General features: G+C 67.5%; 14 protein-coding genes. 10 read left to right on the top strand and 4 right to left on the bottom strand.

The genetic code is table 11. The annotated features are described in order from the left end of the window. Positions 1-358: 358 nt before the first annotated feature. Positions 359-1,360, top strand: a complete 1,002-nt coding sequence (locus ACQPW1_RS16365; RefSeq protein WP_433663555.1) for an alpha/beta hydrolase family protein — start codon at positions 359-361, stop codon at positions 1,358-1,360. Here the strand turns inward: ACQPW1_RS16365 and ACQPW1_RS16370 are convergent, their stop codons facing one another. The 3 genes from ACQPW1_RS16370 to ACQPW1_RS16380 all read right to left on the bottom strand — a co-directional run bounded on the left by ACQPW1_RS16370 (position 1,361) and on the right by ACQPW1_RS16380 (position 3,516). Next, positions 1,361-2,539: a winged helix DNA-binding domain-containing protein gene (locus ACQPW1_RS16370; protein ID WP_433663556.1), complete on the bottom strand. Its 1,179-nt coding sequence runs from the start codon at positions 2,537-2,539 to the stop codon at positions 1,361-1,363. Between the two features lie 29 nt (positions 2,540-2,568). Further along, a complete protein-coding gene (locus tag ACQPW1_RS16375) occupies positions 2,569-3,054 on the bottom strand; it encodes a tellurite resistance TerB family protein (RefSeq protein ID WP_433663557.1) in 486 nt (161 codons plus the stop codon). A 120-nt stretch (positions 3,055-3,174) separates the two neighbouring features. Beyond that, complete coding sequence (locus tag ACQPW1_RS16380) at positions 3,175-3,516, bottom strand: ArsR/SmtB family transcription factor (protein WP_433663558.1); 342 nt, start codon at positions 3,514-3,516, stop codon at positions 3,175-3,177. Positions 3,517-3,625: 109 nt separating this feature from the next. On the opposite strand from ACQPW1_RS16380, the gene ACQPW1_RS16385 reads away from it, so the two are divergent. Continuing rightward, positions 3,626-4,405, top strand: coding sequence for an MFS transporter (locus tag ACQPW1_RS16385; RefSeq protein WP_433663559.1), 780 nt, complete (start codon positions 3,626-3,628; stop codon positions 4,403-4,405). 199 nt (positions 4,406-4,604) lie between these two features. Here the strand turns inward: ACQPW1_RS16385 and ACQPW1_RS16390 are convergent, their stop codons facing one another. Beyond that, complete coding sequence (locus ACQPW1_RS16390; RefSeq protein WP_433654482.1) at positions 4,605-5,519, bottom strand: IS982 family transposase; 915 nt, start codon at positions 5,517-5,519, stop codon at positions 4,605-4,607. Between the two features lie 121 nt (positions 5,520-5,640). Here ACQPW1_RS16390 and ACQPW1_RS16395 point away from each other — a divergent pair, with 121 nt between their 5' ends. The 8 genes from ACQPW1_RS16395 (at position 5,641) to ACQPW1_RS16430 (ending at position 16,811) form a co-directional block, all read left to right on the top strand. Next, positions 5,641-5,937: a hypothetical protein gene (locus ACQPW1_RS16395; protein WP_433663560.1), complete on the top strand. Its 297-nt coding sequence runs from the start codon at positions 5,641-5,643 to the stop codon at positions 5,935-5,937. A gap of 396 nt (positions 5,938-6,333) precedes the next feature. After that, entirely contained in the window at positions 6,334-7,557 is a 1,224-nt protein-coding gene (locus tag ACQPW1_RS16400) for an IS110 family transposase (RefSeq protein WP_433653875.1), read from the top strand. A 722-nt stretch (positions 7,558-8,279) separates the two neighbouring features. Next, on the top strand, positions 8,280-9,179 hold the full coding sequence (locus ACQPW1_RS16405) for an alpha/beta hydrolase family protein (protein ID WP_433663561.1): 900 nt from the start codon (positions 8,280-8,282) through the stop codon (positions 9,177-9,179). Positions 9,180-9,720: 541 nt separating this feature from the next. Then, the gene (locus tag ACQPW1_RS16410) at positions 9,721-10,587 is read left to right on the top strand and encodes an arylamine N-acetyltransferase family protein (RefSeq protein WP_433663562.1); all 867 of its coding nucleotides are present in this window, start codon (positions 9,721-9,723) and stop codon (positions 10,585-10,587) included. 61 nt (positions 10,588-10,648) lie between these two features. Further along, complete coding sequence (locus ACQPW1_RS16415) at positions 10,649-12,397, top strand: penicillin-binding transpeptidase domain-containing protein (protein ID WP_433663563.1); 1,749 nt, start codon at positions 10,649-10,651, stop codon at positions 12,395-12,397. Positions 12,398-12,553: 156 nt separating this feature from the next. Then, positions 12,554-14,134: a protein kinase domain-containing protein gene (locus ACQPW1_RS16420; protein ID WP_433663564.1), complete on the top strand. Its 1,581-nt coding sequence runs from the start codon at positions 12,554-12,556 to the stop codon at positions 14,132-14,134. A 209-nt stretch (positions 14,135-14,343) separates the two neighbouring features. Then, a complete protein-coding gene (gene hisD, locus ACQPW1_RS16425) occupies positions 14,344-15,681 on the top strand; it encodes a histidinol dehydrogenase (protein ID WP_433663565.1) in 1,338 nt (445 codons plus the stop codon). Then, positions 15,678-16,811, top strand: a complete 1,134-nt coding sequence (locus ACQPW1_RS16430; protein ID WP_433663566.1) for a histidinol-phosphate transaminase — start codon at positions 15,678-15,680, stop codon at positions 16,809-16,811. The genes hisD and ACQPW1_RS16430 overlap by 4 nt, the downstream gene beginning before the upstream one ends. Positions 16,812-16,832 lie beyond the last annotated feature (21 nt).

Here is a 16,832-nt window from a genome sequence, read left to right on the forward strand (position 1 = left end):
TCGGTGCGATGGGGCGGGCTGTCACGGGCCGGAGCCCTTGGCTGAAGCGCTCCGCGAATTCGTCACCGACCTGCTGACGGGCGACGACACCGCCTGAATCACCGCCGGGTACGACTTGCGCGGCGTTCTCCTCAGTGATCGGCCCACGACACCCCAATCGAGGGGGAACTGGTGCTGGGCGGCTCTCGGCCGTTGCTGACACCAGTTTCCCATGATCATTCGTCCAACTGGGCTGTTGGGCGGGCGGTGCTGAATTCGGGCTGATTCCTCGTGCGGAGTGATCTGGCTGACTCCTGGCGGACCGTCATCGCCTCGCGCTGTTAGCCGAGTAGTTGCCATGGATAGGTACGATGCGGCGATGACTGGTGGCCGTCGCTCACTTGCGTGGTTGTTGTCGATCGTGACAATGCTGGCTGCGTCGTGGCTCGCCGCGCCGTCGGTGTCCGCCGAGCCCGCTTGCGCCGGGGATGTGGCCGTGCGGTCTCTCGCCGCGACCGTCGACGGAGAGCTGGCGACCGGGCGGGTCTATGAGCCGTACCGGTGCAGTCCCGGTGATCTCGCTCCGAAGGGCCTGATCGTCGCGGTGCATGGTTACAGCGAGACGGCCGCCTCCTATCCCGACGTGATGGCCGGAATGGCTCGTCGCACCGGCGCGGCGCTCCTGACGTTGGATCAGCGTGCCGAGGGCAGCGTGTGGAAACCCGGCGAGTTCAACCCGTGGGCCGGTTGGCAGGACGCGGTGGCCATCACCCAGCAGTACAAAGCCGAGCATCCGTCGATCGGCAAGACGGTGCTGTGGGGTTGGAGCCAGGGCGGCCTGACGGCGGGGCTCGCGCTGGCGTACGGACCTGCCGGGCTGTTCGACTACTGGGTCGACGCCTTCGCGCCGACGAATGTCCTCGACTACTGGAATCTCAGCAGCGCGTTCTTCCCGGCGCAGAAGGCGCAGATCGAGCGGGACGCGGGTGGTTGCACGCCCCAGGTGTGTCCGCAGGCGTATACCGACCGCTCCTTGGTCGCCATCGCGCCGAAGCTGAACGTCCAGCGAAGCTTCCTGATCCACGGGGTCTTCGATGTGGATGTGCCATACCAACATTCGGTCGATCTGAAGAACGCGTTGGCGGCGGCAGGCAAGCCGTACTCGATGTACACGGTGGTCACCGACCGCGGTCCCGACGGCAGCATCCAGCCCGGCGTGCACGATGTCGGTCCGACCTGGGACCAGGGGATCTGTGTGGTCGAGCGGGTGGCCGAGGGGCTGGAGCCGTTGGATGGTGTGGCGCGCGATTACGTCACCGACGTGCTCGCCGGCGTCAACACCGCGCCTCCGCCACCGCCGGGCGGCCCCTGCGCAGCCTGATCAGGCGGTCAGTTCTCGTTGGAGCGGGGTGCGGAAGCGGGGGATAGCGCGCACGTCACCGAACCACTCGGTGGTCCGCGCGGCTTCGGCTTCGATCATCGCGACGGCGTCGGCACCCACGTCTTCCAGTAGGCGATAGACGATTTCGCCGTCGGCGCGCTGCGCCCAACCGCCGACGATGCGGCCGTTCCACCAAATGGTCGGTCCGACATTGCCGTTGGTGTCGAACAGGGCGGGGGCGTGCGGGCCGAGGTACCAGTCGCGGGACTGCCAGCCCATCGGGGTGGGGTCGAGCGCGGGCAGCAGTGCGGTCCAAGGTTCCGGCGCCGCAACGGGTTCCACGTCGTCGGCGAGCAGCAGGCCGGTAGTGCCGTCCAAGTCGACCTCGACCACATCGAGATCGGTGAGCGCCTTGCGGACTTCGCCGACGCCCCAGCCGGTCCACCACTTGAGGTCGGTGATCGGCGCGGGGCCGAAGGCGCGCAACCACTGCCGGAGCAGTTCGGCGCGGGCCTGTTCGGCGGGCATCGCGGGAACGCCGTCGGGCAGCCAGGATTCGATGGGTTCCCAGGTGTACTGGCTGCTGGTCCAGCTGCCGTTCGGGCGGCCGCGGACGATCCGCCCTTCGCAGCCGAGGGTCACCAGCACCCAGGTGGTGATGTTGGTCGGCTTCGAATACGCCTTCTCCGGAGCGGTATTCACCTGCGTGCGCAGCCGGGGCACGTCCTTGCTCAGCTGGATGCCGGTGGCCGCGCCCCTGGTGAGCAGCGCGTCGTGCGTTTCCGCTTCGACCTCGGCGAGCCAACTCTGCACGTCGCCCTCGACGGCCCCGGACTGCTCGATGTACTTGCCGTAGGTGCGACGCTGCTTGTGCGCCAACGCATCCGCGCACGACGCCTGCAACACCGGGAGCAACTCGATCGGCGCGACGAACATGGTGCGCCGCATCGCCAGCAAACGGAGCAACGTGCGATCGTCGTAGAGCGCCTGCTCCACGTGCGCCGGGGTGACGGTGTGGCTGCGCGCCCCGACGGACAGGAACACCGTCGCAGGGTCGGTCGCGTGCAGCACCACCAGCGACCGGGCGATCTCGGTCACCCGATCGGAGCGGCTCGCTGCCGCGAGCCGGTGCCGTACCCCCAGCCGAGCCCGCCGCTCGGCCACATCAATCGAACGCATAGGCGAATCCTAGCGTTCGACGGGTCGGCTCAGATGCCGAAGTCCTGCGGGTTCAACCGCAGCGTCTGGCAGGCCTCGCGGACGGCGGCGATCTCGGACTGGTCGAAGTTGCCGTCCGCGTTGCCGATCATGATGCCGATCTGGATTACCGCGTTCGCCTCGGTCGGCTTGCCCGCCGCCTTGCCGATCTGCTGCAGCACGTGCGCGCGTCCGAAGGCGGGGTCGCTGGTCAACCGGTTGCAGTTGTCCTCGAACAGGGCGCGCAAGTCGTCGATCGGGAAGTTCTGCAGCACCTGATCGGCGGCGATGAGGTTGGCCACCTTCATCCGCTCGGCCGGGTCGATGGTGCCGTCGGCCGCCGCGACCAGGGCACAGATGCCCATGCTGGCGTCGCGGAAGGAGCCGCCGCGCAGATCGTTCTTCTTGGCCAGCAGCTGTGCCTGCCATTTCGGCGCGTTGTCCATCAGCTTGCTGATCAAGCTCGCGTTGGACATCAGGCGATTCAAGAAGGCCATGACCGACTCCCCGGTGCAGAGGTTCGGGCAGGCAGACCCGTGCGGCGCCCGAACTCGGAATGAATATCGGGACCGTAGCAGACCTTCGCCGATCAGTCTCGGCCGCAAACGATTCGGCCGTCAGTGCTCGGGTTTCCAGGCGCGGACCAGGTCGAGCAGGCCGGGGAAGCGGGCATCGAGGTCATCGATGCGGACCTTGCTGCGGCGTTCGAGTCCGTACCGCTGCTGCCTGGTGACGCCCCCCTCGCGCAGCACCCGGAAGTGGTGGGTGAGCGTCGATTTCGGCCGATCGATGTCGAACCAGCCGCAGGAGCGGTCGGTGTCGGGGGATTCGGTCAGCAGTTTCTGAATCATGTTCAGCCGCAGGGGATCACTGAGTGCGGCGAGCACGTGGTCGAGGCGTAGGTCGGCGCGGTCCGGCTCGGGGAGTCGGGTGTCGGGGACATCGGTGACCGATGGCATCGCGGGTCTCCTGAGGGTGTGGGTGCCCTGTACGTGTTTTATCGTACTAGATGCTAAGTTCGACTCCGATCGTATCGGTACGAGAAAAGTCGAACTAGTGGAGGTTGGGATGGTGACGCTGACGGAGCGCCGGGAGTCGGTGCCTGAGAACGGCTTCGTGTGGCTGGCGGCGTGGCCGGTGCTCGCGGTGTTCGTGCTGTCCAACGCGGCGACGCCGCTGTACGTGGTGTGGCAGCGCGAGCTCGGCTTCTCGTCCGGGACGTTGACGGCGATATTCGCCAGCTACATCGTCGGCTTGCTCGGTGCGCTGCTGGTGGCCGGGGTGGTGTCGGATCGGGTCGGCCGCAAGCCGGTGCTGTTGCCCGCGATCGCGCTGGCTATGGTGGCCTGCGTGCTGTTCGCCACCGCGAGTTCGGTTGCGGTGCTTGCCGTTGCGCGGCTGCTCACCGGAATCGCGGTGGGTGCGGCGGTGTCAGCGGGGATGGCGGCGGTGACCGATGTGGGCGGGCCGGGGCGCAAACGGCTTGCGGCACTGGCCGCTTCGTCGGCGATGGTGCTGGGCGCCGGGTTCGGGCCGCTGTTGTCCGGGGTGCTGTCGGAGACCGTGCCCGGGCCGACGGTGACCGTCTTCGTTGCGAAATCGTGCTGCTCGCCTCGGCTTTCGTGGTGGTCGCACGGCTGGATCTGCCGAAGGGTGCGGGCGGGCGCGGCCCGTGGATTCGGATTCCCGCGGTGGCGCCGGGTGGGCGCACAGCGGTGCTGCTCGGCATCGCGGTGTTCGCGCCGGGGATCACCTCGACCTCGTTCGTGCTGTCGCTCGGCCCGTCACTGCTCACGCACCTGCTCGGCGCCACCAACCGAGTGGTCGCGGGCGCGCTCGCCTTCGTAATGTTCCTGGGCGCCAACGCAATCCAGTTCGCCGCGCGCCGACTACGAGTGCGCACGATCCTGCTAGGCGGCGTGCTCGCAACCACAGCAAGCATGCTGACCCTGATCCTGTCCCTCCAACTGTCCTCACTCACCTTGTTCGCAACAGCCGCCATACTCGCCGGAATCGGCCAGGGCCTAGATGATTGATTCCAAGGGGATCAGTGGTCGTAGGCGGTCAGTGATCGGTGTACCGGTGCGCCGGTGGTGTCGTTGTGCCAGATCGCGGCGGTAATCGCCAGGATTCGTTGCAGGACACGCACTATGACTCCGCTGAGGGTGCGTCCACCGTGGCGTTCGAGATCGAGTTGGGCTTTGAACGTCTGGTTGATCGACTCGACGACCTGCCGTAATGGTTTGAACAGGGCGGCGCCAGGTCGTTCGGCTTCGCCCTTGCGAGCCGGCCGCAACAGCTGGATCCCGGTGGCGGCCAACTCGGCCTCGAACCCGGCACCGAAATAGTTCTTGTCGCAGATCAGGGTCTGTCCCGGTCGTTGGGCGGCCAGGGCGGGGTCACCGGCCAGGATACCCATCAGGGTTTCGCGTTCGTCGGCTTTCGCGCCGGTCAGAGCGAAACCGATCGGCAGCCCACCCAGGGTGGCGATCAAGTGCAGCCGCATGCCCCAGAAGAAGCGCGAATGCGAAGCGCAGTAACCGTATTCGGCGTATCCGGCCAGTTCGGAGCGCTTCACCGTTTCGCGGGAGCGCCCGCATTCCACCGGGGTGGAATCGGCGACCCATACATCGTCGGTCCACAGGCTTGTGTCGGTGGCCAGGTGCCGGATGGCGGCGGTGATCAGGGCGGCGGCTTTGCGGAGTCGTTTGTTGTAGCCGGGTTGCTGGGGCAGATACCGGAAGAGATGCCGTAGATGTTTGCGGGCGTAGCGCATCCAGCGGCGCTCGTTGGGGTAGCCCAGCAGGGCCTGCATCACGGCCAGGGCCACCAGTTCGGCGTCGGTCAACTGCGGGGTGAACCCGATCCGAGGGCGGGCAGGCGCCAGATCGGGGCGGGTCTTCACCAAGTCGTCGATCGTGACATAAAGTGCAGTGGCGAGGGTGTCGATTTCATTGCTCACAACCTTGATCTTCGGCGCCCTCGCCTACTTCGTCACATCGAATGCTGCTGTCGGGCAGAATCTTTCACTTCAGCACGGAGGAACAAGCACTGCGGCTGGGTGATCATCCATCAGGAGGTGTGTGGACTCGTCATGCACCACACCCCTTGGAATCAATCATCTAGGCCAATTCGGCGGCCTCACCGCAATCAGCGCCACCGTCCCCGCCGCCCGCCTAGCCGAGGCAAACGCCGCCCAGAACGTCGGCGGCTACCTCCCCGCCGCCATCCTCCCGCTGACCGCCGGATTCCTCAGTGACGCAATCGGTCTGACCGGCGGCGCAACGGTGTTCGCAATCGTGGTGACCACCGCCGCCGTAGCAGGCGGCCTCCTGGTCGCTCCTCGGTTACCCGCCACGAAGACCACTGCCACGAGGTAGCCCCACTGACCAAGCGACAGATAGGCCGACTCCGCACACCTGCTTCTGACTTCGCACACTCCTCGGCCCGCCACGAGGTATGTGGAAGAAGCAGCAAGTATGCGAAGAGGCCTGGCCGCGGCCGTGCCAGCTGATCACGCCGGAACTGCACACCCTAATCAGTTCTGGGAGTGAGCTATCCGGCACACTCCTGGTAGTAGCCGGCCGGTAGGTGAGCACTTTCGCACCCTGGACTTCGAGTCCTGGAGAAAGACCGTGCCCCTGCCGGTAGGCCGGGAGAGTTGATCGCTGCTGGGATGTCGTGCCCGCCCGAATGGGCGTGAGCACTGCTTGATTAGGTCGCTGATGGTTCTCCTGCTGGCTGCTCGACGGTGATCGGCATTAGCAATTGGAGGATTGTTGCGACTGTTCGTAGGAGATGACTGGGCTGAAGACCACCACGACGTGGAGGTGATGGACACCGCCGGGCGCCGCCTGGCCAAAGCGCGCGTGCCCGAGGGCGTCGCCGGAATGGCGAGACTGCACGCGATCCTCGGCGGCCTGGTCGACGACGCCGACGAGGTCGAGGTCCTGGTCGGGATCGAGACCGACCGCGGTCCCTGGGTCGGGGCGCTGGTCGCCGCCGGATACACGGTACTGGCGGTGAATCCATTGCAGGCGGCCAGGTTTCGGGACCGGCTGGGAGTCTCGGGTGCCAAAAGCGACGCTGGTGACGCTCACGTGCTGGCGGATATGGTCCGCACCCATTCCCACGAATTGCGACCTGTCGCTGGGGATTCCGCGCGAGCCGAGGCCGTGAAGGTGGTGGCCCGTGCTCACAAGACGATGATCTGGGACCGAACTCGCCACACCCAGCGGTTGCGTCACGCTCTGCGTGACTACTTCCCCGCCGCGCTGGCCGCGTTCGACGACCTCGACGCCGCCGACACCCTGGAACTGCTCGCCAAAGCACCCACCCCAGCTGCGGCGGCCCGGCTCACGATCCCCCAGATCAGTGCCGCGTTGAAGCGGGCGCGCCGCCGCAACGTCGCCGACAAAGCCACCGCTATTGCGGCCGCACTGCGCAGCGAGCAGCTCGGCCAGCCCGAGGTCGTGGCGCAGGCCTACGCAGCCTCGGTCCAGGCGCTGCTGGCGGTCCTGACTGTCCTCAACACCCAGATCAAGACGTTGCAGGGGCAGGTCGAGGCGCATTTTGGGCAGCACCCGGCCGCTGAGATCATCGCGTCCCAGCCCGGTTTGGGACAGGTCCTCGGTGCCCGGGTGCTCGCAGAGTTCGGTGACGACCCCGACCGCTACCGCAGCGCCAAAGCCCGCAAGAACTACGCGGGCACCTCCCCGATCACCCGCGCGTCGGGCAAGAAGAAGGTCGCCCTGGCCCGGTTCGTACACAACGACCGGCTCATCGACGCCCTCACCACCCAGGCGCAATCCGCGCTGATGTGGTCCCGGGGCGCCCGCGACTACTACGACCGTCAGCGAGCCCGCGGTGTCGGTCACTACGCCGCGCTACGCCAGCTCGCCAACCGACTCGTCGGGATCCTGCACGGCTGCCTCAAAACCGGAACCCTCTACAACGAGACCACAGCCTGGCCCGACCCAGCTCAGCAGTCCGCTGCTTGACATTCAAGCTCCTGGGATGTCTTTGTGGAGGTCGCACACCCGGTATACGTGTACTGGGTGTGCGGCTCAGACTAAGGTTGTGCACCCCTCAACTCGCCACGCTGACAGCAGAATTCGCACTCTTTCTCGGGATCCGCACCGGCTTTAGGGCCCTATTTCCAGTGCGGATCCCGAGAGAGAGTGGAGATGTTGGGCAATCCGAGCCGGGTTCGCTCGGCGGGTCTGATCGGCCGCCCAACCGCCGCTCGACCACCCACTTCTTGTCCAAAGCGTTTGTGACGTCACCACAGCCAGATGACCACCTCGGGAACGCGACATGGTGCGCCTGACGTGCGCCTAAGGCCGGGTACGGCACATGACGCGCCCACACTACTCACGGGAAAACCTGGGTAGGTCTTCAGTTTTCTGGGCTGGTCGCGTTGGGTCGTCCTTAGCTGTACTCACCCGGTAGGTGTACTGATCCGGGGAATGATCGAGTAGTGCTGAGCACGTCGCCTGCCGTACCCGGCTTTCTCTTCTGCGGCTTGGGATGGGCAGCGTTCGGGTTCCAGCGTGCGGACTGGCTGTGGTCCCGTTGCGGGAGCTTGGGAAATCGAGACGAGTCAAATGGTGGTTGAGCGCAATCGAGGCGAGTCGAATGGTTGCTGTTGGAGATCAGTTAGCGACCATTCGACTCGCCTCGATGGCTTCGGTCGGGTGCAGTGGCGTGCCATCATTCGAGGATGAGGCGCGGATACGTACTGGTGGTGGCGGGTGCGCTGTTGGCTGCGATGGTCAGCGTTGTTGCACCGGCGGTTTCGGCTGAGCCGGAGTGTGCGGCGCAGGTGGCGGTGCGGGCGGTGACGTTGACCGTTGATGGGGAGGCTGCTACCGGACGGGTTTATGAGCCGAGTCGGTGTGGCGGGGGTGATTTCGAGCCGACGGATCTGGTTGTTGCGGTGCATGGGCATGATGGGTCGTCCGCTGACTACGCGGGGTACCTGACGTCGATCTCTCGGCGTACCGGCACGCCGGTTCTTTCGATGGATGCGCGTTCGGCGGACAGTGTGTGGCGCACCGGTGACTGGAACCTGTGGGCGGGCTGGCGGGACATCGTGGCGGCGCACGGGCCGCGCGGGCTGTTCGACTACCGGGTCGACAATTACGGTCCGGCAGACGATTTCACGATGTGGCTGGCTTCGGCGTCGGTCGATCCCGCGTTGCCCGCGCAGATCGAACGTGACGCGGGCGGCTGCCCGCCGGTTGTCTGCCCGCAGGCATACGTCGAGCGCTCGCCTGCACTGGTGGCCGGCCGAATGGACGTGCGGCGCGCGTTCCTGATCCACGGCACCGGTGACGACGTGGTGCCGTATCCCGCGACGCTGGAGATGCGGGCCGGGTTGCTCGCCGCGGGCAAACCCACCTCGATGTACACCATCGTCACCGGCCACGACCTAAACGGCGCCGTGGTCCCCGGCGACCACAGCGTCGGCCCCGCGTTCTTCGAGGGCGGTTGCGTAGTCGAACGGCTGCTCCTTGGCACCGAACCCACCGACGGTCCGGACCGCGACTACCTGGTGGACGTCGCACACGGCATCGCCACCGGCCCCGCCACTCCGCCGAACGCCAAGTGCGCCGCCTGATCGGACTGACCGCACGGTGTCGCCTGCTGGGTCCGAATGGAGCAGTGCCGTGTGATCGTCCGAACGGTACTGCGCTCCGTGATCGTCCGGTTGGTCGGACTGGAACAGCGCTACCCGACCAGACCGACCGCACGGTGTCGCCTGCTCGGTCCGAATGGCGCAGTGCCGCGTGATCGTCCGAGCGGCACTGCGCTCCGTGATCGTCCGGTTGGTCGGACTGGTACGGCATTGCCTGACCAGACCGACCGCACAGTGTCGCCTGCTCGGTCCGAACGACACGCGCTGCGTGATCGTCCGAGTGGCATATCGGGCGTCGCCTTAGGGTCGGAACGGCACCGCGCCGCCTGACCGGACGATCGCACAGCACCGCGTGAAATCAGCTGGCCAATGGCGTCATCACCACGAAGAATCGCCTCGTTGCCGATCGGCCCGCCGACACGTGCCGCCATCGTGGACCACACACGCCGACCGCGCCGACGGGAACAGGATCGCGGCCACAAGCGGTTGACGTTGACGACATCGATGATGAAGTGAGGGTGAGATGAGTAAGCCGATGGACCCGGCGTACCACTGGAACGGCGCGGATCTGGACCTCGACGGGTATCTGACGCGCATCGGGTTCGACGGCGAGCTCGCGCCGACGGTGGAGACGTTGCGGAAGCTGGTTTACGGGCACACCACCTCCATTCCGTTCGAGAACCTGGAGATCCTGCTCGGCCGCCCCATTCTGCTCGATCTGGAGTCGTTGCAGAACAAGATGATTCGGCAACGCCGCGGCGGCTACTGCTATGAGCATGTCGGCTTGTTCGCGGCCGCGCTGGAACGGCTCGGGTTCGGCATCACCGGCCTGAGCGCCCGCGTCACGATGGGTGCGCCGGAGGGCCTGCGCCCCGCGACGCACGCCCTGCTGCGCGTGACGACCAGTGACGACGACCGAGTGTGGTTGTGCGATGTCGGATTCGGCTCCGGCCCGCTCGAGCCGTTCGAGTTGTCCACGGAAACAGGCGAATTCACGGCGGGCGACTGGCAGTTCCGGCTGGAGCACACCTGCGGCGAGCTGGACAGCGACCTGTGGCTGCTGCACCAGTTCGGCAAGGACGGCTGGATCGACCGCTACACCTTCCCGATGGCCCCGCAGTACCGCATCGACTTCGCGGTCGGCAACCACTTCGTCTCGACCTCACCGCGTTCGCCGTTCACCACCCGCCCCTACGCGCAGCGCTTCGGCCCCGACCTGCACCTCACCATCGACGGCACCACCCTGATCACCGAACGCCCGGACGGAACCAGCGAAACCCGCCTGATCGAGGCGACCGAACTGCCGAAGATCCTGTCCGAAGAGTTCGACATCGACCTCACCGACGCCGACGCCGCCGCCCTGGTGGCGGGTTCGTGGCGCACCCCCTGACCCCAGGAACCCCGGCACAGCCTCTCCCACCCCGCCGGAGTCGGCAGATACAGTCGGCGGGGTGCGTACCCGTCGGAATTACCTCGTCCTGTTCGCCGCACCCGCGCTCGTCCTGGCCGCCTGCTCGTCCGGCCCGGACCAGCCCGACACCGTCGCGGGCCAGTTCGCCGACGCGCTGAACCGCGACGACGTCGCGGCCGCGGCCAAGCTCACCGACGATCCGACGAAGGCCGCCGACGCTCTCGGCAAGCTCTACGACGGCCTCGGCAAGGAGGTGCGCTTCGACGTCCGCTCGATCGACAAGAACACCTTCACGCTGGCCGCCACCTGGAAGCTCGGCAAGGACGGCAAGTCCGAGTGGACCTACACCACCACCGGCACCGCGGCCGACGACAACGGCTGGAAGATCAAGTGGAACCCCGACACGGTCGCCCCTGGTCTGGCCGCAGGCCCGCTGAGCTACAGCCCGGTCTACCCGAAACCGGCCCGCATCCTCGATTCCACCGGCGGCGAGCTGATGACCCAGCAGGTGGTCACGCTGGTGAACGTGAGCCCCGGCGCCGACACCGCCGCGCTGGCCGCGTTGCTCAGCCCGATCCTGCCCAGCATCACCGCGCAGTCGCTGCAGGCGGATCTCGCTGCGGCGCAGGGCAAACCGGTCAACGCGATCGGCCTGCGTGACGCCGATCTCGCGCCGATCCAGGCGCAGTTGTCCGCCCTGCCCGGCGTCACGCTCGCGCCGCAGACCCGCCTGCTCACCAACGACAAGTCCCTCGCCTCGCCGACCCTGTCCGGGCTGGCCGAGCTGTGGCAGAAGAACGCCGACGACAACGCGGGCTGGGCGGTGCGCGCACAGACCGGCGACGGCACCCAGCGCGTCGGTGGCCAGGACCCTAAGCCGACCGTCGATATCGCATCGACCCTGAACATCGACCTGCAGCAGGCGGCCGAGGCGGCGCTGACGCCGATCACCCAGCCCGCGGCGATCGTCGCGCTGCAACCGTCCACCGGTAACGTCGTCGCGGTCGCCCAGAACAACGCCGCCGACGCGGAGGGATCGATCGCGCTCACCGGCCTCTACCCGCCGGGTTCGACCTTCAAGACGGTGACCGTCTCGGCCGCGTTGCAGGCGGGCACGGTCACCCCGGATACGGTGCTGCCCTGCCCCGGCGTCGCGAACATCGAGGGCCGCAAGATCCCCAACGACAACAATTTCGACCTCGGCCAGGTCCCGCTGCACACCGCGTTCGCCCGTTCCTGCAACACCACGATGGGCGAGCTCGGCGTGAAACTGCCCGCCGACGCGCTGACGAATGCGGCCGCACAACTCGGTCTCGGCATCGACTACGTCACACCCGGCCTGACCACCGTGACCGGCAAGGTGCCGCCCGCGGACACCCCCGCCCTGCGGGTCGAATCCGCGATCGGTCAGGGCAAGGTGACCGCGACACCGTTCGGTATGGCACTGGTCGCGGCGTCCATTGCGCATGGTTCGGTGCCCGCGCCGACGATCGTCAAGGGTCAGCCCGGCACGCCGGACAAGACCCCGGCCGCGCTGCCCGCGAGCGTTGCCGACCAGGTCAAGGCCATGATGCGGGAGACGATCACCGCCGGTACCGCCACTCAGTTGCGCGATATTCCCGGTTTGCTGGGCAAGACCGGCACCGCCGAATTCATCGACGACACGCACGCGCACGGCTGGTTCGTCGGCATCGCCGATGACCTGGCATTTGCCGTATTCGTCAACGACGCGAACAGCTCTGGGCCCGCGGTGGACGCGGCCGGACGGATGTTGCGGGCGGCGCGCTAGTTCCGCCGCGCCGATGTGGGCGGAGAATATGCCCGTGCTGGCGCGGACCGAAGTCTCGCGGCCAGCTACACTCGTCCCCGGACCGCGTCTGTAAGCAATAAGCGGGATGTCACGATTTCGAGAAGGTTCGGAGTAGGCGCCATCGATACCGGTCAGTTGATCGCGGAGCATTACCGCCTGGTCGAGCGGATTGGTAGCGGCGGCACAGGTGTTGTTTGGCGTGCCATCGACGAGCGTCTGCAACGCTCGGTGGCCGTCAAGCAGATCCATATCAAGCCGAGCCTCCCCGAGGCCGAGCGTGATGTGGTGCGCCAGCGCGCCATTCGGGAGGCGCGCAATGCCGCCCGATTCCAGCATCCGAACGCCATCGTCGTGTTCGACATCACCGAGCATCAGGGTGATCCCTGCCTGGTGATGGAGTACCTGAAGTCCAACAGCCTGGCCGGCGTGCTCTCCGCGCAGGGCCCGTTGCCGTTGACGCAGGTCGCGCGGATCGGTGAGCAGGTCGCCTCGGCGCTGATCGCCGCGCACGACGCGGGCATCGTGCACCGGGACGTGAAGCCGGGCAACATCCTGCTCGACGACCACGGCACCGTGAAGATCACCGACTTCGGCATCTCCCGCGCCGCGGGCGACGTCACGCTCACCGAAACCGGCCTGATCTGCGGCACCGCCGCCTATCTCGCGCCGGAGATGGCGCGCGGCGCCGATCCGACCCCGGCCTCGGACGTATTCGCCTTGGGCGCAACCCTTTTCCACGCGCTGGAGGGCGAGCCGCCGTACGGCGCGAACGCCAACCCGCTCGCGGTGCTGTACGCCGCCGCCAACGGCCAGGTCAGCGAGCCGCGAAACGCCGGTCCCGCAACGGATTTCCTGCTCGACCTGCTCAGCCCGGAACCGCAGGACCGGCCGACCATGCGCGCGGCGCTCGACCATCTGGCCGCGTTCGCCGACTCCGGCCCCGCGCCGGTGGCCGCCGGATTCGTGCCCGCCAGTGAGGCTTTCGTGCGTCGCCGCAACGGTGCGCCGGAATCGGCGACCCGTGCGCTGCGTCCGTCGGCGGTATCCGCGCCGGTGCATCAGCCGACCGAGCGCCAGCCGCGCCCGCAGAAGCCCGCACCGCGCCCGCAGCACGCGCCGCGACGGCCCGCGCAGTCGAACACGGCCACCCACCCGCGCACCCAGGCCCAGCCGCGACCGGTGCCGCGTAAGTCCGGTGGCAAGAGCAAGGCCATCATGATCGGCGCCGCGATCGGTGCGGTCGTCGCGGTGGCCGCGATTCTCATCGGCGCGTTGAGTCAGAAGGACTCGAATTCGCCGACCGTGCAGGCGGGTCCGCCATCGACGAGCTCGTCGACGGCCAGCACGAGCCCCGTCGCTCCGTCCGGCACGCCGGGCAAGACCACCAGCGATGGCAGCAAGGTCACCGAGCAACCTGCGGGTGCGCTCGTGAAGAAGTTCTACGACGACGCAAGCGGATCGTGGTCCATCCTGTCGCCGGCCGCACAGAAGATCTACGGCACTGAGACGGCGTTCCGGCAGTACTGGGATCAGCACACTGTCGATACCTTCGCCAGCATCCGGGCGGCAGGCCCCAACAACCCGGACGGCTCGCTCGATATCAAGCTGGCCAGCCTCATCGTCGACGGCCAGGACCAGCCGGTGACCCTGCGAGTGATCAGCTCCGGTGGAAAGCTCCTCCTCGACAGCGATACCCGCTTCCCCAACCTTTCCTGAACGGGCTGCGGCCAGCGGACGCGATCTTGATCGTTGGTCGCAGGAGCTGAGCTGGCGGGTGATTATGCCGCTGAGCTGCGCCAACGCCCCGGATGCGACGTGCGGCTCAGCTGAGCGGCCCGCGAGGATAACCGGTGGTGTCGGCCAGATAGGCTGGTAGCTGCAACTTTCCTGTTGCGGATTCGGCTGAAGACAAGGATCGACACCACATGACTACCCGCATCGAGCTCGCCCGCGTTGATCTGCGCGGTCGCACTCCTTCCGTTGCCGAGCTGCGCGCCGCGCTGCCGCGCGGAGGAGTCGACGTGGACTCGGTGCTGCATCAGGTACGGCCGGTCGTCGAGGCGATCCGGGATCGTGGCGTCGCGGCCGCGCAGGAGTACAGCCAGCAGTTCGACGGGGTGACCCCGGTGACGGTGCGAGTGCCCGCCGCCGAGCTGGAAAAGGCGCTGACCGAGCTGGATCCCGCCGTGCGCGCGGCGCTGGAGGAGTCCATCGCCCGGGCCAGGAAGGTGCATGCCGATCAGCGGCGCACCGACAAGACCACCGAGGTGGTGCCCGGCGGCACCGTGACCGAGCGATGGGTACCGGTCGAGCGGGTCGGGCTGTACGTGCCCGGCGGCAACGCCGTCTACCCGTCCAGCGTGGTGATGAACGTGGTGCCCGCGCAGACCGCAGGCGTCGGCTCGCTGGTGGTCGCCTCGCCGCCGCAGGCGCAATTCGGCGGTCTGCCGCACCCGACGATCTTGGCCGCCGCGCAGTTGCTCGGCGTCGACGAGGTGTGGGCGGTCGGCGGCGCGCAGGGCGTCGCGCTGCTGTCCTACGGCGGCGTCGACACGGACGGCGCCCAGCTGGAGCCGGTCGACCTGATCACCGGGCCCGGCAACATCTACGTGACCGCCGCCAAGCGGCTGTGCCGCGGCCTGGTCGGCATCGACGCCGAGGCGGGGCCGACCGAGATCGCGATCCTGGCCGACGCGACCGCCGACCCGGTGCATGTGGCGGCGGACCTGATCAGCCAGGCCGAGCACGACGTGCTCGCGGCCAGCGTGCTCGTCACCGACAGCGTCGAATTGGCCGACGCGGTGGACGCGGCGCTGACCCGGCAGATGACCGTGGTGAAGCACGCCGACCGGGTGACGGAAGCGTTGCGCGGCAAGCAGTCCGGGACCGTCCTCGTCGACGACATCGCGCAGGGCCTGCGCGTGGTGAACGCCTACGCGGCCGAGCACCTGGAGATCCAGACCGTCGAAGCCGCCGCGGTGGCCGCCCGAGTACGCAGTGCCGGAGCGATTTTCGTCGGCGCGTACGCACCGGTGAGCCTCGGCGACTACTGCGCGGGTTCCAATCACGTGCTGCCGACGGCCGGATGTGCCAGGCACTCCTCGGGTTTGAGCGTGCAGACGTTCCTGCGCGGCATCCATGTTGTCGACTACACCGAGGCGGCGTTGAAGGATGTCGCCGGTCACGTGGTCGCGCTGGCCAACGCCGAGGACCTGCCCGCACACGGCCAGGCCGTACAGGCGCGCTTCGGGGCGCTGTCATGAGCAGGCAGGCCACCGTGCCCGGCGCGGACATCAGCCTGGACGACCTACCGCTGCGGGACAACCTGCGCGGCAAGAAGCCTTACGGCGCACCGCAATTGACGGTGCCGGTGCAGCTGAACACCAACGAGAACCCACACCCGCCGAGCAAGGCGCTGATCGACGACGTCGCCGAATCCATTCGGATCGCCGCCGCCGACCTGCACCGCTACCCGGACCGGGACGCGGTGGCGCTGCGCACCGACCTGGCCGAATACCTCACCAGGCAAACGGGTGTCGCGGTGGACACCGACAATGTCTGGGCGGCAAACGGTTCCAACGAGATCCTGCAGCAGCTGCTGCAGGCCTTCGGCGGACCCGGCCGCAGCGCACTGGGTTTCGTGCCGTCGTACTCGATGCACCCGATCATCTCCGAGGGCATCGACACCGAGTGGATCGAAGCCAAGCGCAACGCGGACTTCTCCCTCGACGTCGACTACGCGGTGGCCGCCATCGCGGAGCGTTCGCCGAACGTGGTGTTCGTGACCAGCCCCAATAACCCGACCGGACACAGCATTCCGCAGAATGACCTGGCGCGGATCCTGGAGGCCGCGCCCGGCATCGTGGTGGTCGACGAGGCCTACGGTGAGTTCTCCGCACAGCCGAGTGCCATCGCGCTGATCGACCGGTTCCCCACCAAGCTGGTGGTGACCAGGACCATGAGCAAGGCGTTCGCCTTCGCGGGTGGCCGCCTCGGCTACCTGGTCGCCGCGCCCGCGGTGATCGACGCGATGCTGCTGGTGCGGCTGCCGTACCACCTGTCGGTGGTCACCCAGGCGGCCGCGCGCGCGGCGCTGCGGCACGCCGACGAAACCCTCGGCAGTGTGGCCGAACTCGCCGCGCAGCGCGATCGGGTCGCGGCGGCGCTGGCCGAGATCGGCTTCGACGTGATCCCCAGCGACGCGAACTTCCTGCTGTTCGGCCGGTTCACCGACGCCCCCGGCAGCTGGCAGCGCTACCTGGACCACGGTGTGCTGATTCGCGACGTCGGCATCCCTGGCTACCTGCGCACCACCATCGGCCTGGCCGCGGAGAACGACGAGCTCCTGAAGGTCAGCCGAGTCCTGGTGCACACCGACCTGACGCCCCGATGAATCCGCCTGTGGAGGAAGCAA

Source organism: Nocardia sp. CA-128927 (genome assembly GCF_050955855.1).
Classification (GTDB): domain Bacteria; phylum Actinomycetota; class Actinomycetes; order Mycobacteriales; family Mycobacteriaceae; genus Nocardia.